The organism is Nonomuraea sp. B5E05 (assembly GCF_039880665.1).
Lineage (GTDB): Bacteria > Actinomycetota > Actinomycetes > Streptosporangiales > Streptosporangiaceae > Nonomuraea.
This window is the reverse complement of the sequence record NZ_JBDPMJ010000001.1, coordinates 734,193-756,626: the sequence shown is the minus strand read 5'-3', so window position 1 is coordinate 756,626 and position 22,434 is coordinate 734,193. Positions and strand designations below refer to the sequence as shown.

Below are 22,434 nucleotides of genomic sequence, written 5' to 3'. Positions count from 1 at the left end.
GCAGCTCGGCGATGATCCACTTGCGGCGGGCGGCGGGGATGAGGGAGTAGAGGGTGCTGTACCGCATCCTGGCGCTGCGCACCGCGGCCCAGGCGTCGGGCACCACGGCGAGCAGCAGGAGCGGCAGCAACACCGGGTGCAGCACGCCCAGCACGCCCGCCGCGGCGGCGATGCCGACAGCGGCCGTGACCACCTCGACGGCCGACGACACCACCGAGTCGGCCACCCCGACGCCGCGAGCCCTGGCGCGTTCCAAGGCGTCGTGGAACTCCGGGTCGTCGTAGGAGATGAGCTCCACCTGGCTGGTCAGGCCGTAGAGCCGCTCCTCGGAGAGCCGGACGATCTGCGGGGTGAGCCGCGACTGAGCCCAGCCGGCGCCCGCCTGCATCGTGGTGCGCAGCACCGCGGCGCCGCCGACCAGGGCGAGGCCCGGCAGCGCGGCCATCACGCGGTCGGGGGTCGGACCCTCGCTGAAGAGCGCCGTCAGCACGCCGGTCGTGGCCAGCAGGCCGAACGCCGTGAAGACGCCGCCCAACAGGCTGAGCAGGGTCACCGCCGCGGCCTTCGTGAACCGGCCGGCTCCTTCGCACGGCGACCGTCCACACGCGCGGGTCCCTAGGTCGGCCGTAGCTCCATATCACCGTAATAGGGGCGATTTGGGACGTCTCCCCGGACGCGGGGTGCCCATACCGTTGCAGCACCCCCACTCTCCGAGGAGGCCCCCAATGCCACGATCCCTCCGTCTCATGCTCTCCTTAGCCGTCGGCCTCGCGATCCTGCTGGTCAGCTCGCCCGCGCAGGCCACATCCATGGTCAGGGTGATCCGGTACGACGCGAGTCGCGCGGCCGAGTTCGTGAGCGCGGTGGACCAGGCTGCGCAGGTCTGGAACTCCAGCGTGACGAACGTCCGGCTCGTCCGTGGCACACCCGCCGACTTCGTCGTGTACGCCGACAACGGCTGGCCGCGGGCGCTGCCCACCGGGCTGGGCCGCGGCACGATCTGGATGGGCCGGCAGGCGACCGGCCAGGGCTACGACCCGCTGCGCATCGCCGCCCACGAGATGGGCCACATCCTGGGCCTGCCGGACCGGCGCACCGGCCGGTGCTCTGACCTGATGTCGGGGTCGAGCGCGCCGGTGAGCTGCACGAACGCGAACCCGAGCAGCGCCGAGCGGGCCGAGGTCGACCGCAACTTCGCCGGCGCGACCCCGCAGATCGAGTTCGGCAGACTCTACGTGGACCGCTGACTCCTTCACCCGGCCGCACGGTGCTCCGGTCGCGGCGTACCGTGCGGTCAGGTGCAGTCGTAGGCTCGACGGCTACAGGCGACCCTTGGGAAGGAAGCGCGGGCGGATGGGACGCGGCGACATCCTCTACCGATGGAACGTCCTGCCGTGGTGGCCGCTCGCGCTGTGCTGGGCGGCACTGGCCGCGCTGGCCGTCGTCATGCCCATCGTCCAGCCCGCCCGCGGTGACGTGCCGTTCGTCGTCGACGCGCTGGGCTACGCGCTCGTCTGGGGCATCCCGGCGTGGGTGGCGCTGCTGACCATGTGGTCCGTACGCCACTTCGGGCGCGTCGTCGTCACCCGCACCGAGCTTCGCGTGGGCCGGCACCGCTTACCGGTCGACCGGCTGAGCCGCGACCACCTCTACCTTCTGGCCCGCGACCTGCCCGAACTGCGGGCCCGGCTGGAGCCGCTGCCCGACCTGCCCTGGCCGCGTCTGCGCCTGCTGGCCAGGCAGGCGCGATGGTCGGGAAAGCCGTTGGGCGGGGCCTTCGCCGCGCCGTTCGGCGTCAGCACCCATCCCCTGCTGCTGGCCGGCGGGTCGGCCGTCGAGGTGGCTACGCGCGACCTTGCCGGGCTGGTGGAGGCGCTGCTCGATGTGGTGCCGGAGACCCCGGCGACCGGGCCGTCACAGCCGCGGAGGACAGGTGTCCTGCTGCCCGTCGCGCTGGTGGTCGTGCTGCCGGGCCTCGTCGTCGGCGGGCTGGTCTGGTACGTCGGCGCCGCCGCCGGCCGCACGGCGTTCGCGCTGCCGGACCGCGCGGGCGACCTGGTGCGCCGCGACGACGCCCGCCTGATCGGCGACGTGGGCCCGGCCTTCTCCGGGGTGGCCCGCGTCCACCTCGACACACACGCCGCGGCAACCTACGTGCGCGACGGCGGGAAGCGGCCCGCATACTTCGTGCTCGGCGGCGAGGGCACCGTGCAGAGCCCTCCCCGCCTCCTCCGGCAGGCTCTAGGGGCGGACGCCCAGCGGCTCGACCCCGGCGCGCGGGCGGGCAGCCTGTGGTGCACCACCCGCGAGCTCGCCGGCACGTGGCGGCGGGTGTGCGGCTGGGCCGACGCCGGCACCGCGGGGTTCGTGGTCGGCCTGGGCTCTCCCTCCGAGGGCTACGCGGAGCTCGCCGCCCGCACCCGGGCCGTGCGCGCCGCCGGCACCCGTACGGAGGGGTGAGGACGTCCCCGCGAGGAGGCGCACGCGGGTGAACCGGGCGCCCGCGACGTGGTCGGCGCGGGCGTCGGAGCACGGCTCGGAAGCGGGGCCGATCAACCCCTTTCCTGACAAGATCGTGCGATGTATGTTCGGGGCGAAGGAAAGTTTCAAGCATGGAGGAACGTTGGGCAAGAAGCTTCACATGCTGGCGTTACCGATCGCCGCCGCCGCTCTGGCCGCACTGGCGACCCCGGCCCAGGCGGCCGACGGGTACGACCGGTGCCGTGACGGCTATTACTGCATGTTCTCCGGCCTCGACGGCACGGGCGACCTCATCGAGATCAACGCCGACACCCCCGACCTCGCCGCTCTGGGCATGGCCGACCGCGCCAAGTCCGACTGGAACCGTACCGACTCGTGGATCCACCTGTTCTCCGAGGCCGATTACGGCGGTTGCTCCGCGGTGACCAGCCCGCGCGACCAGGGGAACTTCTACCCCGGCTTCCGCGACTTCTTCGACTCCGTCCGCTTCGACGGCCCGAACGGCCCGTCCTGCCAGACCACGCTCAAGGGCACCGTCACCGACTCGCACGGCTGATCAACGCCTGAGCGCCTCCAGGAAACGGTCGGCCTCCGCGGCGAGCCGCGGCAGGTCGGCCGCCGGGTCCTGGGAGCGGGCCAGCAACATCCCGCCCTCGCACAGGGCAGCGAAGACGAGCCGGGCGCGGACGAGCAGATCGCCGTCCGCGGCCTGGCCGCCCGCGACCGCCGCGCGCAGGCCGTCGTGCAGGACCCGCAGCAGGTGATCGTGCTCGATCGCCCGGACGGTCTCCCAGCTCAGCACCGACGGCGCGTCCAGCAGCACGATCTGCCGGAACCCCGGGTCGAGGCAGTGCTCAAGGAAGGTACGGCAACCGCGCCGCAGCGCCTCCATCGGCTCACGTTCCTCGCCCGTCGCCCGTTCCAGCGCGGCGGAGACCTCCTCCAGCTCGCGCACGAACGCGGCGCGGAACAGCGCGACCTTACCGCCGAAGTGATGGTAGGCGGCTCCCTTGGTGACGCCCGCGGCGGCGGCCACCGCGTCGATCGACGTGGACGCGTACCCCCCGGCGCCGAACATCTGGCGAGCGGCTCGCACCAGCCGCCCCGTGGTCTCGTCCGAGCGCTCTGCCTGCGTGCGGCCGGCCATCGTTCTCCCCTTGACTTGCATACTCGCGGTACGTAACTTCGAGGCTAGTTACGTACCCCAAGTATGGAATATGGAGGCGAGCCGTGTCCGCACCGCAGCACATCGCCGTCTACGGCGCCACCGGCCACACCGGGCGCCTCGTGGCGGCCGAGCTCCATGCCCGCGGCCGCGAGGTCATCCTGGCCGGGCGCGACGAGGGCGGGCTGAAGGCCCTGTCCGGCGAGCTCGGCGGCGCGCCCGTGCACCGGGCCGCACTCGACGACCCCGCCGCGTTACGACGGCTCGCCGAGCGGGCAGCCGTGCTGATCCACTGCGCGGGCCCGTTCACGCACACCGGCGAACCCGTCGCCACCGCCGCGGCCGAAGGCGGCTGCCACTACGTGGACCACGCCCTGGAGCAGCACCACACGAAGTGGATGTTCGACGCCATGTCCGAGCCGGCCCGGCGGGCGGGCATCACCATGGTCACGGCGATGAGCTTCTACGGCGGCCTGGGAGACCTGCTCGCCGGCGCCGTGGCGGCGGGCATGACGGGCGTCGACCGGGTGATCACCGCGTACGCGGTGAGCGGCTGGCGGCTGACCACGGGCGCCAAGAGCACGGCGGAGCTGCTGTTCGCCGACACCCGGCGCATCACCTACGCCGACGGCGCCCAGCACATCGGCTACGTCGAGCCGCGCAACGCCGTCTTCCCCTTCCCCCCGCCGCTCGGCCCCCGCACGATGATCGCGCCCGTCCCGTTCTCCGAGGTGCTGACCGTGCCCAGGCACGTGCCGGCGCGGCAGGTCGAGGCGCAGCTCACGGCGCACACCTTCCAGGAGGAGCAGGCGTTCGCCAGCGAGCACGTCGACGCCGCCACCAGGGCGGGCTCCGACTTCACCGTGGCCACACAGGTGATCACCGAAGACGGGGGCCGCGCGGGGCGGGCGAGCGGCCGTGACCTGTGGCGGATGAGCGCGCTGACCTCCGTGGAGGCCGCAGTGCGCCTGGCCGACGGCGCCGGCCCCGGCTCCCCCGGCGTGTACGGCCCGGCCGAGGCGTTCCCCGCCGAGCCGTTCCTGCGCGACCTGGAGCGGCTCGGGCTGTTCACCCTGACCCTGCCGGAGGAACGATGATCCTCGTCACGGGCGCGGCGGGCGGGCCGCAGGGATCCACCGGCCGGCACGTCGCCGAACTGCTGCTGGAGCGCGGCGCGCGGGTGCGGGCGTTCGTGCGCTCCGACGACCACCGGGCCGGCGAGCTGCGCGAGCGCGGCGCGGAGGTGGTGGTCGGCGACCTGCGGGAGATCACCTCGGTACGGCAGGCCGTGCGCGGCGTCCGCCGGGCGTTCCTCACCTACCCGGTGACGGCGGGCCTGCTGGACGCCACGGCCGTGCTGGCGGCGGCGGCCAGGGAGGAAGGGCTGGAGCGGGTCGTCGAGGTGTCGCAGCTGGACGCCTCGCCCGAGGCGCTGACGCCCCGCATGCGCCGGCACTGGGTGGCCGAGCAGGTCCTCGACCGGGCCGGCGTGGGCGCGGTGCACCTGCGGGCCGCGGTGTTCTTCGAGAACCTGGCCGTGGCCGCCGAGGGCGACCGGCTGGCGCTCCCGCTGGGGCCGCGCGACACGCGGATCCCCCTCGTCGCCGCCGCCGACGTGGCCAGGGTGGCGGCCGGCCTGCTGCTCGACCCGGCGCCCGCCGACCCGGTGTGCCTGGTGACGGGGCAGATGGCGACGATCGGCGAGGTGGCCGACGCCTTCGGGGCGGAGTACGCCGACGTGCCGCCCGAGGAGTGGGAGGCCAGGGCCATGAAGGTCTACGGCGACCCGTACACGGTCGAGCACCTGACGCACCTGTGGGCGATCTTCCGCCTCATCGGGTCCGGCGACCACCCGCTCTACCGGGTCACCGAGAGCATCGAACGCTACGGCGGCCGGCCGCCGACCACGCTGCGCGCGTTCCGGCGCTGATCGCCGCGGGCGCCGCCGGGAGGGGCGCCCGCGGCTGTTCGTCAGACGCCGAACGGAGGCGCGTAGCGGATCGTGCCGGACGGCAGCGGCTCGCCGTCCAGCGACAGGGCCATCAACGCCTCGTCAGGCACGTCGAAGGTGACGCCGATGCCGTGGCGGGAGGCGATGGTGAAGCCGAAACGGGGATAGTACGGGGGGTGCCCGAGCACGACCACGGCGCTTTCGCCGCGTTCCCGCGCCTCCCGCAGCGCGTCCTCGATGACCAGCGTGCCCAGCCCCTGGCGCTGCACCTCGGGCAGGACCGCGACCGGGCCCAGGGCGAGCGCGGGTGTCTCGCCGACGAGGCAGCGGGTGAGCAGGGCGTGGGCGACGACGCGGCCACCGGAGACCGCCACCCGGGACAGGGCGGAGATCCAGGCCGGGTCGAGGCGGAGCGCCTCGACGAGGTCGGCCTCCTCCGGCCTGCCGAAGGCGGCCGCGGTCACGGCCCTGATGGCAACCTCGTCGCCGGCCGTCTCGGCGCGCAGGGTGAGATCGTCGGTCATGCGTGTGCTCCAGTCGTGTGCTGCGGGCAGGGTGAGGTGGACGTCGTCGCATCCGCGTACGGGGATGGATCGAACAAGGGAGAAGCCCTTCTGAGAGGGAGGACTCCCGCGCCGGCGCGCAGGGCGGGGCCCGCGTGACACCACGCGGCGACCCGGCTCAGCTGCGGTGACCGGCTCCCAGGGAGCCCGGACGGGCAGAGGAACGGATGCTGCTCACGGCAGCCACCCGGCGGGCGGTCATACGCTCCTCGCTCCTTCCTGCTCCTCCGGCGACGCCTCCGGGCGCTCGCCACACCACCATGCCTTCGTATCGACCGAAAGCACCGATTCGGGGCACGACCCTACCCGACGACCACAGAGCCCGCCAACCGGCTCCGCGCGGACACGCGAAACCCCCGGCGGGGCAGGCCCGGCCGGGGGTTCGTCGTGCGCGAGGATCAGCCGGTGAAGCCGATCTCCGTCCAGTTGTTGTACTTGTAGCCCTCAGCGCCATAGTTGGCGAGGGTCTTCTTGGTCGCCTGGATGTCAGGACGCTGGTACAGCGGGATGGTGTGCACCATGTCCCAGATCAGCTTGTCGGCCTCGTTGGCCAGCTGGGCGGCCTGGGTCTCGTCCGTCGCGGACACCGCGGCGTCGATCGCCTTGTCAACGGCCGGGTCGTCGGACTTCGGGAAGTTGCTCTCGGAGCCGGTCCTGTAGATCTGCGCCAGGCTGCCGATCGGGAGCGGCGTGCCGATCCAGGAGAACGGCACCAGGTCGAAGTCGCCCTTGATGATGAAGTCGGTGAAGAACTTGTCATCGGGGACCGGTCGGATGGTCAGGCCGACGCCGGCCTCCTTGAGCATGGCCTGGGTCAGCTCGCCCTCCGTCTTCGCGTACGGCACGCCCGCCGGGACGACGAAGGTCAGCTTCATCTCCTTGCCGTCCTTCTTGCGGAGCTGGCCCTCCGCCTCCTGCTTCCAGCCGGCCGCGTCGAGCAGCTGCTTGGCCTTCTCCAGGTTGTACTTGCCGAGGTCGCCGGAGTTGTCGACGTAGCTCTTGTGGTTGTTCATGAAGACGTGGTTGCCGAGCGTCTGCAGCGGCCAGTCCATGTCCTTCAGGTCGGACTGCGTGATCACGTCACGGTTGATCGCGTACTGCACGGCCTGCCGGACCGACTTCTCCTTCAGGAAATCGCTCTGGTTGTTGACCGTGATGTGCCGCCAGTTGGGGCTCAGCGCCTTGCGGATGTCCACGTCGGGGACTTCCTTGGCCCGCTTGAGGTCGGCCGGGCTGCCCGGCGGGATCTCCACGGCGTCGATCTCGCCGTTGGCGAAGGCGTTCACCTGCGCGGCGGGCGTCTCGATCGTCCGGAAGATGACCTTCTCGAGCTTGGGCTTCTTGCCCCACCACTTGTCGTCGGCCACGAGGGTGAGGGTCTTGGTGCCCTCGTCGAGCTTCTCGACCTTGAAGGGCCCGGCGGTGACCGGGATCTTCTGCAGGTAGTCGTTGTCGTACGCGTCAGGCGTCTCGATGTGCTTGGCCGGCAGCAGGTGCGAGGTGCCGCGGTTGAACAGGCCCTGCCACTCGAGGTAGGGCTGCTTGAAGGTCACGATGGCGACCTTGTCGGAGTCGCCCTTCTCGACCGACGCGATCTTGTCCCAGCCGTCCTTCGAGGCGGGCTTGAACTTCTCGTTCTCGCCGTTGTTGGCCTTCCACTGGGCCTCGAGGTCCTTCCACGTGATCGGCGTGCCGTCCGACCACTGGGCCTTGTCGTTGAGCGTGTAGGTGACGACCTGCTTGCCGTCGGTGATCTCGCTCTTGACGTCGGTCAGGTAGTCGGGGTTGGCGGTGAAAGTGGCATTCTCGTCGGAGACCATCAGCTGCGGCAGGAACGCGTCGAGCATGAACGCGGTGTCGGCCTGGTTGCCGTCCACGTGCTGGCCGTTCCACTGGCTCGGCCACTGGCCGATCGCCACGGTCAGCGTGCCGCCGTCCTTGACCTGCTCGTACGGGACGGGATTGATGCTGATGGCCGGGGTCTCCGACATCTGCTGCTGAGCCTGCTTGGACTGCTCGGCGTTCGGTTGCTTGGTCTCGCCGCCGCCGCCACAGGCCGCGACGGCCATGGCCAGGACCGTCAGCCCAGCGGCTGCACGGTAACGAACCTTCACTCTTCCTCCTGATTGTCCGAGGCCGTGATGACCTCGACTTCCTCCGCGTAGTGGCAGGCGGCGCCGTGGTCGACGGCGCTCGCCAGCCGGGCAACCGAGGGCTCCTCGTCCACACACCGCCGCCGCTCCGCCTCGCTGAGCAGGGCGAACTTGGGGCAGCGGGTGCGGAACCTGCATCCAGACGGCGGGTCGGCCGGGCTGGGCAGGTCGCCTTCGAGCAGGATCCGCTTGCGGGTGCGTTCCAGCTCGGGGTCGGGCAGCGGGATCGCCGACAGCAGAGCCTGCGTGTACGGGTGCGCGGGACTGTCGTAGACGTCCTCGACCGTACCGATCTCGGCGATCCTGCCCAGGTACATGACGGCCACGCGGTCGGCCAGGTGCCTGACCACCGCCAGGTCGTGCGCCACGAACAGGTAGGACAGGCCGAGCCTGCTCTTGAGCTCGTCCAGCAGGTTGATCACGCCCGCCTGGATGGACACGTCGAGCGCGGAGACCGGCTCGTCGAGCACGAGCAGCTTCGGCTCCAGCGCGAGCGCGCGGGCGATGCCGATGCGCTGCCGCTGGCCGCCGGAGAACTGCTGGGGGTAACGCTCCGCGTGCTCCGCGGCCAGCCCGACGAGCTCCAGCAGCTCCTCGACCTTCCCGCGCACCTCTTTCTTGCCGTGCGCCCGCAGCGGCTCGGCGATGATGTCGCCGACCGGCATGCGCGGGTCGAGCGCGGCCATGGGGTCCTGGAAGACGATCTGCAGATCGCGGCGCAGGCCCTTACGCCCTGCCTTGTCCAGTTCGGCGCTGTCCTTGCCGAGCACCACGACCCGCCCGCCCTCCGGCGGCTGCAGCTGCATGATCTGCTGCAGCGTGGTGGTCTTCCCGCAGCCGGACTCGCCGACCAGGGCCAGCGTCTCGCCCTGCGCGATGTCGAAGGTGATGCCGTCGACGGCGTAGACGGTGCCGACGCGGCGCTTGACGATCGCGCCCTTCAGCAGCGGATAGTGCTTGATCATGTCGTCGAGCTCGAGCACCGTGGGGCGCTCGGCGCGCGGCACCTTGACCACCTCGTTGGGCGGGATGACCGGCACGGGGAACACGTCGGCCCCGGTCAGGCCCTTGTGCTCGATCTCGTGCGAGCGGATGCAGGCCACGTGGCGGCCGCTGCCGAAGGGGGTCAGCGGCGGCTCCTCGTCGTCGCACATGTCCACCTTCATCGGGCAGCGCGGCGCGAAGGGGCAGCCGGGCGGCAGCGACGCGGGCGAGGGCGGGTTGCCGTCGATGGGCACGAGCGGGCCCTCCTCGCCGTCGATCCTCGGGATCGAGGCGAGCAGACCCATCGTGTACGGCATCCGCGGCCGGTAGTAGATGTCGTCCACGGGGCCCTGCTCGACCGGGCGGCCCGCGTACATGACGACCACCCGGTCGGCCATGCCGGCGATGACGCCCAGGTCGTGCGTGATCATCACGATGCCGGCGCCGGTCTCCTGCTGGGCGGTCTTGAGCACCTCCAGCACCTGGGCCTGGATGGTCACGTCGAGCGCCGTGGTGGGCTCGTCGCAGATGAGCAGGTCGGGGTCGTTGGCGACGGCCATGGCGATCATCGCGCGCTGCCGCATGCCGCCGGAGAACTCGTGCGGGAACGCCTTGGAGCGCAGGCTCGGATTGGGGATGCCGACCAGGTCGAGCAGTTCGACGGCGCGCTTGGCGGCTTTGTCCTTGCCGACGTTCTGGTGGACGCGGACGGCCTCGGCGATCTGGTCGCCGATGGTGTAGACGGGCGTGAACGCCGACAGCGGATCCTGGAAGATCATGCTGATCGTCCTGCCGCGTACCTTGATCTGCTCGTCCTCCTTCATGCCGAGCAGTTCCTGGCCGTGCAGCTTGACCGAGCCGCTGACCACGGCGTTGGCCGGCAGCAGGCCCATGACGGCGAGAGAGGTGACGGACTTGCCCGAGCCGGACTCGCCGACGATGCCGAGCACCTCGCCGCGCTCGACCTCGTAGCTGACGCCGCGCACGGCCTGGATGCCGCCGGGGAAGGTGACGGTGAGGTCCCTGACCTCCAAGATGCTCACGAGTTGCTCCCCGGGTCGAGTGCGTCACGCAGGCCGTCGCCGATCAGGTTCACGCTGAGCACGAGCAGCACCAGCAGGCCCGCGGGGAAGGCGAACAGCCAGGGGTAGCCGGTGGCGTTGCGCGAGCCCTCGGCGATCAGCGTGCCGAGCGAGACGTCCGGCGGCTGGATGCCGAAGCCGAAGAAGGACAGCGCCGCCTCGCCGATGATCGCGCCGCTGACGTTGAGCGTGGCGTCGATGATCAGCAGCGAGGACAGGTTGGGCACGATGTGCCGGAAGATGATCTTCCAGCGGGGGATGCCCATGTAGACGGCGGCCTGCACGTACTCCCGCTCGCGGAGCGAGAGCGTCATGCTGCGCACCACCCTGGAGGTGATCATCCAGGAGAACGCGGCGAGCAGCACCACGAACCAGAGCCAGGAGGCGCCCTCCCGCAGCCGCGGCGAGATGATGGCGATGATCAGGAAGCTCGGCAGGACCAGCAGCAGGTCCACACCCCACATGAGCGCCTTGTCCACCCAGCCACCGAAATATCCGGCGAACGCGCCCACGATCGCGGCGAGCCCTGTGGAGATGAGCGCCACGAGCAGGCCGATGATGATCGACTTCTGCATGCCGCGGAGCGTGACCGCGTACATGTCCTGGCCGATCGTGGTGGTGCCCCACCAGTGGTCGCCGCCGGGGGGCGACAGGAAGGCCAGGAAGTCCTTCTCGGTCCAGTCGTACGGGCCGAAGAACGGCCCGAGGTAGGCCAGTGCCACCAGCACGATCAGGGCGATGGAGCCATAGCGGGCCTGCTTGTTGCGGAGCAGGCGCCGCAGGACGACTTTCGAACGCATGTCAGCTCACCCGCACCCGAGGATCGAGGGCCGCCACCAGCAGGTCCGACAGGAAGGCGGCGAACAGCACGCAGACGGCGGTGAAGAAGGTCACCGCGGCGACGGAGTTGACGTCGTTCTGGTTGATCGAGTCGACCAGCCAGGCGCCCATGCCGTGCCAGGCGAAGATCTTCTCGGTGAAGGTGGCGCCCGTGAACATCGTCCCGAACGCGAAGGCGAAATAGGTGGCGGCGGGGATCAGCGCGGTGCGCAGCGCGTGTTTGGTCAGCGCCGTCCTGCGTCTCAGACCCTTGGCCATGGCGGTGCGGACGAAGTCCTGGTTGAGCACGTCGAGCATCATGTTGCGCTGGATGCGGCTGTAGAAGGCGATCAGGCCGAGGCTGAGCGAGATCGTCGGCAGGATCAGGTGGTTCAGCCGGTTGAGGAACTGGTCGAAGCCCGACAGCCGGGGGTTGTACTCGCCGGTGTACTCGATAAGCGAGAACCCCAGCCCTCTGTTCAGGTTGTACGTGGCGATCGCGAGGAGAGTGGCCAGCACGAACACCGGAACGGCCATGATCACGAAGGAGCTGACCCCGATGAACCGGTCGGTGAGTTTGTACTGCTTCACCGCGGAGATCGCGCCCAGCGCCACACCGACGGCGAAGCCGACCAGCGTGCCGATGAGCAGCAGCCGGAGGCTCACCATGATCCGCCGGCCCATCTCGTTGTTGACCGAACCACCGTTCCAGGTGCGGCCGAAGTCGCCGGTGATGACGCCCTTCGCCCACGTGCCGTAACGGACGAGCACCGGGGTCTTGTCGTTCAGGTTGTACTCATCGAGCGTCGCGTCGATGACCGCCTCTGCGACCGGTGGCTGGCGACCTTCGTACGCCCCCCGCGGGTTCATGGTGGTGGCCGCGAGCATGTACGCCAGACTGGCCGCCATGGCGACCAAGATCACATTTATTGCCAACCTGCGGAGCAGGTACTTGCCCATTACTCTCCGTTCGCGCTGACCGTGGGCGCGGACTTTCCAGCGGGAGAGAGGCGCCCTCGCAACGTAAACCCATCTCGCTTGGTGAAATCCACTTGACGCCGAGATGGCGATCAGAGCGCAGAATATATGTAAAAATATAACGGGCAGAAACCGTGCGACGTAACGGTCAGGTCAAGCGCATTAGCCCGGAAACCCTCGCCGCGCACCCCTGGATCACCGGCTCCACCTGCGAGAACACCTCCTCACCTGATCCGCTTCACGGCGCCGCCGCCGAGGGTAATGTCACAGAATCCGGACACTATTTGACGATCGCGCAAGGTGATCCACTTTGTCTTTGCGATTGTGGTGTGTGCGGCGTCGAGGGCGCCACCGTCTCTCGACGGATCGTTCGCCGAGCCGCCGGCGGGCCCACGGCGCCCAGCCGCGACAGCGGGCACTACGGCATCCACTTGCCGCCCGCGACGTCGATCGTCAGCCCGCTGATCCACGAGGAGGCGCCGGAGGCCAAGAAGGCCGCCACGTTCGCGACGTCGAGCGGCGTGCCGAGCCGCCCCAGCGGATGCTCGGCCAGCATGCGGTCCTTGAACTCCTGCGGCATCCGCTCCTCCAGCCGGTCCGTCATGATCGTCGAGGGGGCGACGGCGTTGACCCGGATGCCTGCGGGGCCGAGTTCGTGCGCGAGTTGCCTGGTCAGCGCGATGACTCCGGCCTTCGCCGCCGTGTAGGCCACGGAGGCGGGCGTGGGGGTGCGCGCCGCCAGGGACGCCATCGTGATGATCGAGCCGCTCCCCTGCCGTCGCATGCCGGGCAGGAAGCTCCTGACGGCCAGGAACGTCGAGGTGAGGTTGGCGTGCACGGTGGCGTGCCAGTCGTCCTCGCTCATCTGGTCGATGGGCCGCGGCCTGCCGGTGCCGCCGCCGGCGAAGACCGCCAGCACGTCGACGGGGCCCAGCCGGCGCTCGACCTCCTCGCGCATCGACTCGACGGCGGCGGGATCGGTGGTGTCCGCCGCGACGCCGATCGCCGTCCCGCCGATGGACCGCACGACGTTCTCGATGGCGACGGGGTCGCGCCCGTTCACCACGACCCGCATGCCCTGCCCGGCCAGCACCCGGGCGGTCTCGCTCCCGATGCCGCCAGAACCGCCGGTGACCAGCGCCACCTTTCCCTCAAGGTCCGGATACATCATGACCGTGCTCCCTCCGTCGTCGGTGTTTCCGGCTTCACCTTGCCCGGTGCGGGCGGCCGGCGGCGCCGGACACACGGGTGTTTCCCGCCTGCGTCTCCCGGAGTGCGCGCCACCGCCCGCGCTACTCCTCCCGTCGTATCCGCCCGGCTACCGCTTCGTGGATCACTCCCCCGGCTGAGCGGGGCGGACGGCACGGTGCCGGCCGGCGGATCAGCCGATGGCGGCGAGACCGGCCGCGGCGCGGAGGAAGAAGTCGTCGCCGCCCACCTGGCCGCCCTTCAGCGCCACCTCGATCCCATCGACCGAGGGATCGTCCGAGGCCAGCACGCACACCGGCCCGCCGGCCGCAAGCGAGGCGACCACGTCCAGTGACCGGGTCTCAAGCGCGGCCACGACCTGCCCTGACGTGTCGCCGCCCGCGACCACCAGCCGCCGCACCAGCCCGGCCCGCACCATGGTCGCGGCGATCCGGCCGAGCGACGTCCCGATGCCGTCAGGGTCCCTGGCCGGTCCACGCGTCGACTCGACGACGGTGTGACGGCCGTCGCGCAGGCTCGCCTCGACCTGCTCGGTGAGGCCGGCAGGGCCGGACAGGTCTCCGAGCACCCGCCATCCCGCGCGCTCGGCGGTGTCGATCTGGCGGGCGGTGATCGGCGACCGGCTCCCCGACAGGACGAGCACCGGCGCGACCGCTCCCAGCGCTGCCTGCTCCACCGTTGTCACTGGGGTGGGGTCGGCGGTGAGGGCTGAGGCGAGGGCGTGGCTGAGGCCGCCGGAACCGACGCAGCACAGCGGGGTACGGGTGGCGGCGTCGGCGAGCAGCAGCCGGCCGAGCGCCCTGACGTGGTCGTCCGTCATCGCGTCCGCGACGAAGGCCGCGTTCCCGGTGTCCCCGGCCCTCGCCCGGTACGCCTCCTCCGACGGCGACGCGGGCAACCACCCGGTCCGTCCAGCGCCCTGCCCGGCCAGGCGCGCCCGCAGGTCGGCCTCCGTCGCGGGGGTGACCGGGTGGTCGCGCGCCGGCGGGTACCGGTCGAGCCGGTGGACCTCGTCGCCCGCGCGTACGAAATGGTTGGCGAACCACGTGTAGCGGCCCAGTTCGGGCTGCGCGGCCAGCACCGGCACGGGGCCCCGCGCCAGGCCCGCACGGTGCAGGGCCGCGATGACGGCCCCGATGCTCCCGTGCTCCGGGGACGAGTCGAAGGTCGAGCAGACCTTGTACTGGATGACCAGCGGCCGCAGCGCCGCCAGCGCCGTGAACGCGGGCAGCACCACGGACGCCGGGTCGGCCGACGCCCGGGCCGTGGTGGCGATGCCGATGACGTCGTCCCGGTCGTGCAGGTGCGCCACGTCGGTGACGAGGGATCCGCTCAGCCCGAACCGCCTGAACTGCCACAACGCGTCGGTCGCGCCCGTGAAGTCGTCGGCCGCGAAGGCGATGCGCGTCATCGGCGCACCACCCCGCCGAAGTGCCGCAGCGCCCGGGCCAGCTCGGGCTCGCGCACCTCGGCCAGCGGCACGCCCGCCTCCGCCGCCGTCCACGCCTGCCGGATGCTGGTGATCCCGGCCGCGGGCCCGTCGGGGTGGCCGAGCACGCCGCCTCCCGCCAGGACGAGCAGGTCGCTGGTGCCGGTGCGTTCCAGGGTGACCGGCGCGGTGCCGGCCCACTGGGCGGACGACAACACGGGCAGGCACGGGAAGCCGCCGAGCAGCGGTTCGCGCACGGCCGCCACCGCCTGCTGCACGTCGTCGTCGGTGACGTAGAACTTGCTGTGGAACCCGCCGCAGTGCAGGTGGTCGACCCCGGCCAGGCGGGCCAGCTTCTGGTAGGCGACGTGCGCGATGCCGATCCCCGGGTGGCGGAACAGTGCTCCGGTGCCGGTGACGTGCCCGTGGATCGGCACGCGGGAGTGCCGCCGCAACATCGCGACGGCCGGGAGGCCCACGACGTTCAGGTTGACCATGACGCAGGTGCCCCCCGCCGCCACGACGAGGTCGTGGTTGGCGAGCATCCGGTCGGGTTCGTCGCTGATGTTGAACGCGTACATCGGCCGCCGCCCGGTCCGCCGTTCGACCTCGTCGAGCGCGCCCGTGACCGCGCGCACCCGCTGCGGCAGCGGCGCGGGCGGGCAGTCGCCGTTCACCTCGTCGTCCTTGATGAAGTCGGCCCCGGACAGCCCGAGTTCGAGCACCAGGTCCACGTAGTCGGAAGGGCGCAGCCCGACGTTGGGCTTGACGATGGTGCCGATCAGCACCCCGTCCGGACGTCCTGCCAGCCGCCGGGTGCCCTCCACCGCGAACCGGGCGGGCAGGTACGCCTCCCCGAAGGCCGCGGGCAGGTCGAGGTCGACCAGCTTCAGCCCGGCCAGCTCGCGCAGCTCGAACAGGTTGCCCGCGACCACGGGGAGCACGTTCGTGAGCGACGGCCCGGTGTTGCCGAGCGGGAACCCGATCCGCACCAGGCCCGCCGTGAGCGGCCCGTCGCCGGCCGCGCCCGGCAGGGCCTCGGCGACCGGCGCGGGGATCTCGGTCATGCCGAGCACCACCGCGCCGTGCCGGGCGCGCAGTTCGTCGGTCTCCCCCGCGACGCTGACGAACGTGCCGGTGCTCTGCTCTCCCGCGATCGCGCTCACCGCCTGGTCGAGCGGGAGGCGGGTGAGCACGTGGTACGTGGCGACGGTCAGCTCGCGCCCGGCCCCGTGCGAGGCGGCCGGTACGTGTTCCGCCCCCGGCGAGGCGGTCATCGGCGCGTCCGCTCGCCCAGGAGCTCCCCGGCCAGGTGTTCCATGGCGAGGGGCGGGCTGGCCAGGATCGGCGCCGCCGCCGACACCGTACCGGCGACGCGGGCCATCGACGCCTGGGCCAGCACGACCACGTCGACGTCCCCGCCGAGCTCGCTCAGGGCCTGCGCCACGCGCGCGTCGTGGGTGGCGGCGTCGCCGCTCATCAGCGCCTCGAACGCGCCCTCGCACACCCTGGCGGTCAGCTCGATCTCCTTGCCGGCCGCGGCGGCGCGCCGGCGTACCAGGTCGGCGGTGGGTTCGAGGGTGGTGCTCAGGGTGGCGAGCACGCCGATCCGGCGGCCGAGCGCGACGGCGCGGTCGGCCATCGGGCGGTCCACCCGGGTCACCGGCACGCCGGTCAGCGGCTCGGCGGCCTCGACGGCCGCGCCGATGGACGAGCAGGTCACCAGGATGTGATCGGCCCCCGCGGCCTCGGCGGAGCCGACGTGACCGGCGACGCGGCGCGCGGTCTGGGGGGTGAGGCGGCCCGCGGCGACGGTGTTCTTGATCAGGCTGTCGTCGACGATGTTGAACGTGTCGATGCCGGGGAGGTGCTCGGCGCACAGCTTGGCGAACACGTCGACCAGCGTGGCCGAGGTGTGGATCAGTCCCAGCCTCATGGTGTCTCCCTATGGGGTCGGTGACCAGCGGGTGGCGGTGGCGGTCTGCTCGGGCGACTGGTCGTGCCGCTCCCAGGCAACGTACTACCGAGATCGTGGATTGTTAAGGGTCTTCATCGGATGAAATTCGAACTTCATCCGATGAAAGGTCTAGGAAAAGGTGCGCGCTCGGGGTACCTTGCGGAACCGTGGCAACAGATCCCCAGCCGGACGCGGCCCGGCACGTCCAGGTCGTCCAGGCGCTCGGCGCCCAGATCGTCGGGGGCGCGCTGGCCCCCGGCACGTCCATCCCCATCGAGGAGGAGCTGGTCGGCGAGCTCGGCGTGGGCCGCTCCGCCGTCAGGGAGGGCGTGAAGGTGCTGGCCGGCAAGGGCCTGCTGGAGACCAGGAGGAGCGCGGGCACCATCGTGCGCCCCCGCGAGTCCTGGAACCTGCTCGACGCCGACGTCCTGAGCTGGCGGTTCATGCCCGAGCCGCGGCCCGGCGACATCCGGGTGCTGGCCGACCTGCGGGTCGCGCTGGAGCCAGGGGCGGCGCGGGTGGCGGCCGAGCGGGCGGACGCGGTGGCCGTCCGGCGCATCGACGAGGCACTGGCCGCGCTCTACGCCACCGCCGACGACCCCGAGCCGTTCATCGAGGCCGACCTGGCCTTCCACAAGGCGGTGTTCGCCGCGGCGGACAACGACCTGCTGCTCTACATCTACGACATGATCAGCCTCGCCCTGCGGTCCGTGCGCCAGGTGCACACCCGCTCGGTCGCCCACAACAAGGAGACGCTGCCCGGCCACGAGCGGGTGGCCGTGGCGATCAGGCGCCACCACCACCGCAAGGCCGAAGAGGCGATGCGCGAGGTGGTCGAGGTCGCCCGCGCCGACGCCGAGCAGCACGTCCGCCTCTGCTGCTGAAGACTTCACCGAAAAGAGCGAACAAGTGCACGTTCACGTCGACGTCGACGGCCCCGTGGCCGTCGTCACCCTGAACAGACCCGCCAAGCTCAACGCCATCACCCCCGACATGGCCGCCGCGCTCCGCGCCGGCCTGGACCGGGTCGACGCCGACCCGGCCGTACGGGTGGCCGTGCTCACGGGCGCGGGCGAACGCGCGTTCTGCGTCGGCAGCGACATCGGCGAGCTCGACGACTACGCCACGCCGTGGGAGTTCCGCAACCGCGGCGACTACGGCGACGCCGTACGAGCCCTGCGCAAGCCGATCATCGCGGCCGTCAACGGCTACGCCTACGGCGGCGGCCTGGAACTGGCCCTGGCCTGCGACATCCGGCTGGCCGCCGACACCGCGACGTTCGCCGCGCCCGAGATCAAGCTGGGCTGGATCGGCGGCAGCGGCCAGTCGGCGCTGCTCGCCCACGCCGTCGGCCCGAGCAACGCGGCCACCATGCTGCTCACCGGCGACCCGATCGACGCCGCCCGCGCCCTGCGGTGGGGCCTGGTCACCGAGCTGCATCCGCGGGAGGAGCTGCTGCCGGCCGCGCTGGAGCTGGCCGGCCGGATCGCGGCCAGGCCGCCGATCGCCGCGCAGACGGCCAAGGCCAACGTCAGGGCGGCCTACTCGATGCCGCTGGAGCAGGCCATCCAGTACGAGCGCGACCTGCAGACCGTCTGTTTCGCCACCGCCGACGCGGCCGAGGGCAGGGCCGCCTTCGCCGAGCGGCGCGAGCCCGTCTTCGAGGGGCGCTGATGGGCGTTCTCGACGGTTACCGCGTGGTCGACCTGTCCATCGCGATGGCGGGCCCGCTGGCCGCCATGCGGCTGGGCGACCTGGGCGCCGACGTGGTCAAGGTGGAGCCGGTGACCGGCGAGTGGCAGCGGCACGCGCCGGCGGGCGGGGCGACGGGCAACCGGGTGAACGCGTCCTTCCTGTCGCTCAACCGCAACAAGCGCAGCCTGGCCGTCAACCTGAAGGCGGACGAGGGCCGGGCCATCGTGCACAAGCTGGCCGCGACGGCCGACGTGTTCCTGCAGAACTACCGTCCCGGCGTCGCCGAGCGGCTCGGCATGGACTACGCCACGATCAGCGCGCTCAACCCCCGCATCGTGTACGTCTCCATGTCCGGCTACGGCGAGACCGGGCCGTACGCGTCGCGGCCCGGCCAGGACCTGCTGCTGCAGGCCATGAGCGGCGCCATGCTGAGCACCGGCCGCGAGGGGGACCCGCCGGCCCCCGCGGGCACGTACGCCATCGACGCCATCACCGCCTACAGCGCCTTCGAGGGCGCGCTCGCCGCGCTGCTGCACCGCGAGCGCACCGGGGAGGGGCAACGGGTGAGCGTCAACATGCTGGACGCCGCCGTCGCCGTGCAGATGCAGGAGCTGTCGATCTTCACGGTCGGCGGGGTGCCGCAGCGCCGCGGGAGCGAGCCGCACGGCCACACCTACATCCGCGCGCCCTACGGCGTGTTCGCCACCAAGGACGGCTATCTCGCGCTCGGCATGCCCCGGCTCGACACGCTGGCCGTCGCCCTCGACCTGCCCGAGCTCGCGGGCATGGACGGCGACGCCGACGGCCACACCAGGCGCGACGAGATCACCGCGATCGTGGCCCGCCGCCTGCCCGGCCGCACGACCGCCGAGTGGCTGGAGATCTGCGCCCGCCACGACCTGTGGGCCGGCCCGGTGTACGGCTACGCCGACCTGGTGGCCGATCCGCAGGTCAGGCAGAACGGGTCGTTCGTCACCTACGAGCACCGCACCGAGGGCACGGTGACCACGCCCGGCTTCCCGTACGGCCTGAGCGCCACCCCTCCCGAGGTGCGCAGGGGCGCGCCGCTGGTGGGCGAGCACACCAGGGAACTGCTCGACGAGCTCGGATACCCGCCGGAGCGCGCGGCCGAGCTGGTGGCGGAGGGCGTGCTGGCATGCGAGGACTGACCTGGGACCATCCGAGGGGGTACGCGCCGCTCGACGAGCTGACCCGGCTCGACCTGGCCGGCCAGAACCCGTACGGCGACGTGCCCGAGCCGATCGTGTGGGACCGGCAGCCGCTTGAGGGGTTCGAGTCGGAGCCGATCGCGCGGCTCTGCGAGACGTACGACGTGCTCGTCATCGACCATCCGGGGCTGGGCGCGGCGGTGGACGCGCTGGTGCCGATGGAGGAGCTGTTCGAGCCGGACGAGCTGGCGGGCCTGCGGGCCGGCTCGGCGGGCCGGTGCTTCGACAGCTACCACCTGGACGGGCGCCAGTGGGCGCTGCCGCTCGACGCGGCCACCCAGGTGGCGGCGGCCAGGCCGGGCGTGCGGGTGCCGGCGGAGTGGACGGAGATGGCGGAGTTCGCCCGGGGCACGCGCATGGCGTTGTGCCTGGGCGGGCCGCACGCGTTCCTCATGTTCTGCGCGCTCTGCTCGGGCGACTTCCTGGACGAGGAGGCCGGGGTCAGGGCGCTGGAGCTGATGGCGGAGCTGCTGGCGGTCGCGGACCCCGGGCTGTCGCTGCGCAACCCGATCGGCGTGCTCGACGCGTTGGCGGCTGGTGAGGCCGACTGCTGCCCCTTGTTGTACGGCTACTCCGCCTACCCGCTGTCCTTCTCCGACGCGCCCGCCTGGCCGGGCCGGCCGCCGGGCAGCGTGCTCGGCGGCACCGGGCTGGCCGTCTCCAGGCGGCGCGCAGGCACGATCCGCGAGGAGGTCCGCGCCCACCTGCGCCGCCTGCTGTCGGAGCCGGTGCAGGCGGGGTTGTTCCCCGCCGCCGGCGGGCAGCCCGCGGCCCGCACCATGTGGGAGGCCGCCGGGGAGGGCGACGGCTTCTACCGCGACACCCGGGCCACCTTGGAGGCCGCCTGGATCAGGCCGCGCTTCCCCGGCTACATCGCCCTGCAGGAGAGGGCGTCCGCGCTGATCCGCGACGGGCTGCTCGCCCGGGTCCAGGCCCGCGACCTGCTCAAGGACCTGCACCACGACGAATGGAGGAACCCATGACCACGGCGCTCGTCACCGGCGCCGCCGGCGCGCTCGGCCGGGCGATCGTCCGCCGGCTGGCCGCCGACGGCCACCGGGTGGCGGCACTCGACGTCGACGCCGGGACGCTCGAAGGCGCGCTCAATCTGGAGACCGATCTGCGCGATCCGGCCGCCGTCGAGGCCGCGTTCGCCGAGACGGAGGCGCGGCTGGGGCCGGTCGGCATCCTCGTCAACAACGCGGCCGTCTACCCGGCCCGGCCCTTCCTGGAGGTGCCGCTGGCCGAGTACGACGACGTGCACGCGGTCAACCAGCGCGCCTACTGGCTGGCGGCCCAGCTCGCGGCCCAGCAGATGAGCAGGCAGATGGGCGACCGGGGCGGCGCGATCGTCAACATCGCCTCCATCACCATGCACGGCGGCTGGTCCGACCTGGCCGCCTACGTCGCCACCAAGGGCGCCGCCGCCGCGCTCACCAGGGCGCTGGCCCGCGAGCTCGGCCCGAAGGAGATCCGGGTCAACTGCGTCTCGCCCGGCGCGTTCCCGACGGCGGCGGAGAGCATCCATCCGGATCCGGAGGCGTACGAGCGGATGGTGCTGGAGCGGCAGGCGCTCCAGCGGCGCGGCAAGCCGGAGGAGCTGGCGGCCGTGGTGTCGTTCCTGACCGGTCCGGACGCCTCGTTCGTCACGGGCCAGACCATCGAAGTCAACGGAGGGTGGGTGATGGCATGACGCCGGACCGCAGGCGGCTGGCCGAGCTGACGGGCGATCTGAGCGCGGCCGGCGGAGTCCGGCTGGTGACGCTCGGCGACGGGGCCGAGCGCGGCATCAGGACGCTGGAGTTCAGGACGGGCTCGGGGCTGGCGTTCGACGTGCTGGTGGACAGGTGCATGGACATCGGGCACGCCGAGCACGGCGGGCGCGCGTTCGGCTGGCGCTCCCCCACCGGTTTCCGCCATCCGGGGCTGCACGAGAACGCCGACGAGGACGGGCTGTCCTGGTTGCGCTCGTTCTCCGGGCTCATCGTCACGGCCGGGCTCGACCACACGCTGTTCGGCGGCGACGTGCCCGCCGGCCCTTACCGCTACCCGCCCCGCACGTCGGTGCGGCACGGCCTGCACGGGCGCGCGGGCAACCTGCCCGCCCGGCTGACCGGCTACGGCGAGCGCTGGGACGGCGAGCGCTGCGTGTTGTGGGCCGAGGGCGAGGTGCGCCAGGCCGCGGTCTTCGCCGAGAACCTGCGAATGGTGCGGCGGATCGAAGCCGACCTCGGGGGCGAGGAGATCAGGCTGGTCGACACCGTCACCAACGCGGGGTTCGAGCCGACGCCGCACATGTACCTCTACCACATCAACCTGGGCTGGCCGCTGCTCGACGAGGGCGCCAGGTTCGAGGCCGCCATCCGCGAGACGCTCTGGCAGAGCGACAGCGTGGCCGAGCAGAAGGCCGATCACCTCGTCTTCCCCGGGCCGGTGCCGGGGTTCGTGGAGCAGGTGTACGAGCACGCGCTCGTCCCCGGCGACGACGGGCTGCACCGGGTGGCCGTGGTCAACGACCGGCTCGGGATGAAGGTGTCCGTGGAGTGGCCGGCGGAGGAGTTTCCGTACTTCTTCGAGTGGCTGAACCTGCGCTCGGGCAACTACGCGGTCGGGCTCGAGCCGTCCACGCACCACGTCGCCGGCGACGCCGCGGCGAGGGAGGACGGCAGCATGATCTGGCTCGGCCCGCAGGAGTCGCGGGCGTACCACACCACGTTTCGTGTCGAGGCGCCCTGAGGC

21 protein-coding genes and 1 pseudogene are annotated in these 22,434 nt (G+C 71.8%); 11 read left to right on the top strand and 11 right to left on the bottom strand.

The genetic code is table 11. The features are described 5' to 3' along the window. Positions 1-553: pseudogene (locus tag ABGB01_RS03435) on the bottom strand (ABC transporter ATP-binding protein); the annotation flags it as partial. 172 nt (positions 554-725) lie between these two features. Between ABGB01_RS03435 and ABGB01_RS03430 the strand changes: the two are divergent. The 3 genes from ABGB01_RS03430 (at position 726) to ABGB01_RS03420 (ending at position 3,037) form a co-directional block, all read left to right on the top strand. After that, complete coding sequence (locus ABGB01_RS03430; RefSeq protein WP_347770140.1) at positions 726-1,247, top strand: snapalysin family zinc-dependent metalloprotease; 522 nt, start codon at positions 726-728, stop codon at positions 1,245-1,247. A 106-nt stretch (positions 1,248-1,353) separates the two neighbouring features. Continuing rightward, positions 1,354-2,460, top strand: coding sequence for a hypothetical protein (locus ABGB01_RS03425; protein WP_347770138.1), 1,107 nt, complete (start codon positions 1,354-1,356; stop codon positions 2,458-2,460). 181 nt (positions 2,461-2,641) lie between these two features. After that, on the top strand, positions 2,642-3,037 hold the full coding sequence (locus ABGB01_RS03420) for a peptidase inhibitor family I36 protein (protein WP_347770137.1): 396 nt from the start codon (positions 2,642-2,644) through the stop codon (positions 3,035-3,037). On the opposite strand, the gene ABGB01_RS03415 is transcribed toward ABGB01_RS03420, so the two are convergent. Beyond that, positions 3,038-3,628 carry a TetR/AcrR family transcriptional regulator gene (locus tag ABGB01_RS03415; RefSeq protein WP_347770135.1) on the bottom strand — a complete coding sequence of 197 codons (591 nt, stop codon included), beginning with the start codon at positions 3,626-3,628 and terminating at the stop codon, positions 3,038-3,040. A gap of 83 nt (positions 3,629-3,711) precedes the next feature. Between ABGB01_RS03415 and ABGB01_RS03410 the strand changes: the two genes are divergently transcribed. Both ABGB01_RS03410 and ABGB01_RS03405 read left to right on the top strand, forming a co-directional pair. Further along, positions 3,712-4,743 carry a saccharopine dehydrogenase NADP-binding domain-containing protein gene (locus ABGB01_RS03410; RefSeq protein WP_347770133.1) on the top strand — a complete coding sequence of 344 codons (1,032 nt, stop codon included), beginning with the start codon at positions 3,712-3,714 and terminating at the stop codon, positions 4,741-4,743. Then, the gene (locus ABGB01_RS03405) at positions 4,740-5,576 is read left to right on the top strand and encodes an NAD(P)H-binding protein (protein WP_347770131.1); all 837 of its coding nucleotides are present in this window, start codon (positions 4,740-4,742) and stop codon (positions 5,574-5,576) included. Before ABGB01_RS03410 ends, ABGB01_RS03405 begins: the two co-directional genes overlap by 4 nt. 41 nt (positions 5,577-5,617) lie before the next feature. Here ABGB01_RS03405 and ABGB01_RS03400 read toward each other — a convergent pair whose 3' ends face one another. The 9 genes from ABGB01_RS03400 to ABGB01_RS03360 all read right to left on the bottom strand — a co-directional run bounded on the left by ABGB01_RS03400 (position 5,618) and on the right by ABGB01_RS03360 (position 16,750). Then, complete coding sequence (locus ABGB01_RS03400; protein ID WP_347770129.1) at positions 5,618-6,121, bottom strand: N-acetyltransferase; 504 nt, start codon at positions 6,119-6,121, stop codon at positions 5,618-5,620. A 437-nt stretch (positions 6,122-6,558) separates the two neighbouring features. After that, positions 6,559-8,274, bottom strand: a complete 1,716-nt coding sequence (locus tag ABGB01_RS03395) for an ABC transporter family substrate-binding protein (protein ID WP_347770127.1) — start codon at positions 8,272-8,274, stop codon at positions 6,559-6,561. Beyond that, positions 8,271-10,340: an ABC transporter ATP-binding protein gene (locus ABGB01_RS03390; RefSeq protein ID WP_347770125.1), complete on the bottom strand. Its 2,070-nt coding sequence runs from the start codon at positions 10,338-10,340 to the stop codon at positions 8,271-8,273. Before ABGB01_RS03390 ends, ABGB01_RS03395 begins: the two co-directional genes overlap by 4 nt. Next, a complete protein-coding gene (locus ABGB01_RS03385; protein ID WP_347770123.1) occupies positions 10,337-11,179 on the bottom strand; it encodes an ABC transporter permease in 843 nt (280 codons plus the stop codon). The genes ABGB01_RS03390 and ABGB01_RS03385 overlap by 4 nt, the downstream gene beginning before the upstream one ends. Before the next feature lies 1 nt (position 11,180). Then, a complete protein-coding gene (locus ABGB01_RS03380; protein WP_347770121.1) occupies positions 11,181-12,158 on the bottom strand; it encodes an ABC transporter permease in 978 nt (325 codons plus the stop codon). Positions 12,159-12,594: 436 nt separating this feature from the next. Then, the gene (locus tag ABGB01_RS03375; RefSeq protein ID WP_347770119.1) at positions 12,595-13,347 is read right to left on the bottom strand and encodes an SDR family NAD(P)-dependent oxidoreductase; all 753 of its coding nucleotides are present in this window, start codon (positions 13,345-13,347) and stop codon (positions 12,595-12,597) included. 210 nt (positions 13,348-13,557) lie between these two features. After that, the gene (locus ABGB01_RS03370; protein ID WP_347770117.1) at positions 13,558-14,796 is read right to left on the bottom strand and encodes a four-carbon acid sugar kinase family protein; all 1,239 of its coding nucleotides are present in this window, start codon (positions 14,794-14,796) and stop codon (positions 13,558-13,560) included. Further along, complete coding sequence (locus ABGB01_RS03365; RefSeq protein WP_347770115.1) at positions 14,793-16,091, bottom strand: RuBisCO large subunit C-terminal-like domain-containing protein; 1,299 nt, start codon at positions 16,089-16,091, stop codon at positions 14,793-14,795. Before ABGB01_RS03365 ends, ABGB01_RS03370 begins: the two co-directional genes overlap by 4 nt. Further along, on the bottom strand, positions 16,088-16,750 hold the full coding sequence (locus ABGB01_RS03360; RefSeq protein ID WP_347770113.1) for an aspartate/glutamate racemase family protein: 663 nt from the start codon (positions 16,748-16,750) through the stop codon (positions 16,088-16,090). Before ABGB01_RS03360 ends, ABGB01_RS03365 begins: the two co-directional genes overlap by 4 nt. Before the next feature lie 188 nt (positions 16,751-16,938). On the opposite strand from ABGB01_RS03360, the gene ABGB01_RS03355 reads away from it, so the two are divergent. From ABGB01_RS03355 to ABGB01_RS03330, 6 genes are read left to right on the top strand one after another with little or no spacing between them, the layout of a single operon-like run. Then, positions 16,939-17,655 carry a FadR/GntR family transcriptional regulator gene (locus ABGB01_RS03355; RefSeq protein ID WP_347770111.1) on the top strand — a complete coding sequence of 239 codons (717 nt, stop codon included), beginning with the start codon at positions 16,939-16,941 and terminating at the stop codon, positions 17,653-17,655. 25 nt (positions 17,656-17,680) lie between these two features. Beyond that, the gene (locus tag ABGB01_RS03350; protein ID WP_347770109.1) at positions 17,681-18,445 is read left to right on the top strand and encodes an enoyl-CoA hydratase/isomerase family protein; all 765 of its coding nucleotides are present in this window, start codon (positions 17,681-17,683) and stop codon (positions 18,443-18,445) included. Beyond that, positions 18,445-19,635 carry a CoA transferase gene (locus ABGB01_RS03345; RefSeq protein ID WP_347770107.1) on the top strand — a complete coding sequence of 397 codons (1,191 nt, stop codon included), beginning with the start codon at positions 18,445-18,447 and terminating at the stop codon, positions 19,633-19,635. The genes ABGB01_RS03350 and ABGB01_RS03345 overlap by 1 nt, the downstream gene beginning before the upstream one ends. After that, entirely contained in the window at positions 19,623-20,678 is a 1,056-nt protein-coding gene (locus tag ABGB01_RS03340; protein WP_347770105.1) for a hypothetical protein, read from the top strand. Before ABGB01_RS03345 ends, ABGB01_RS03340 begins: the two co-directional genes overlap by 13 nt. Continuing rightward, entirely contained in the window at positions 20,675-21,388 is a 714-nt protein-coding gene (locus ABGB01_RS03335; protein WP_347770103.1) for an SDR family oxidoreductase, read from the top strand. The genes ABGB01_RS03340 and ABGB01_RS03335 overlap by 4 nt, the downstream gene beginning before the upstream one ends. Further along, entirely contained in the window at positions 21,385-22,431 is a 1,047-nt protein-coding gene (locus ABGB01_RS03330; protein ID WP_347770101.1) for an aldose 1-epimerase family protein, read from the top strand. The genes ABGB01_RS03335 and ABGB01_RS03330 overlap by 4 nt, the downstream gene beginning before the upstream one ends. Positions 22,432-22,434 lie beyond the last annotated feature (3 nt).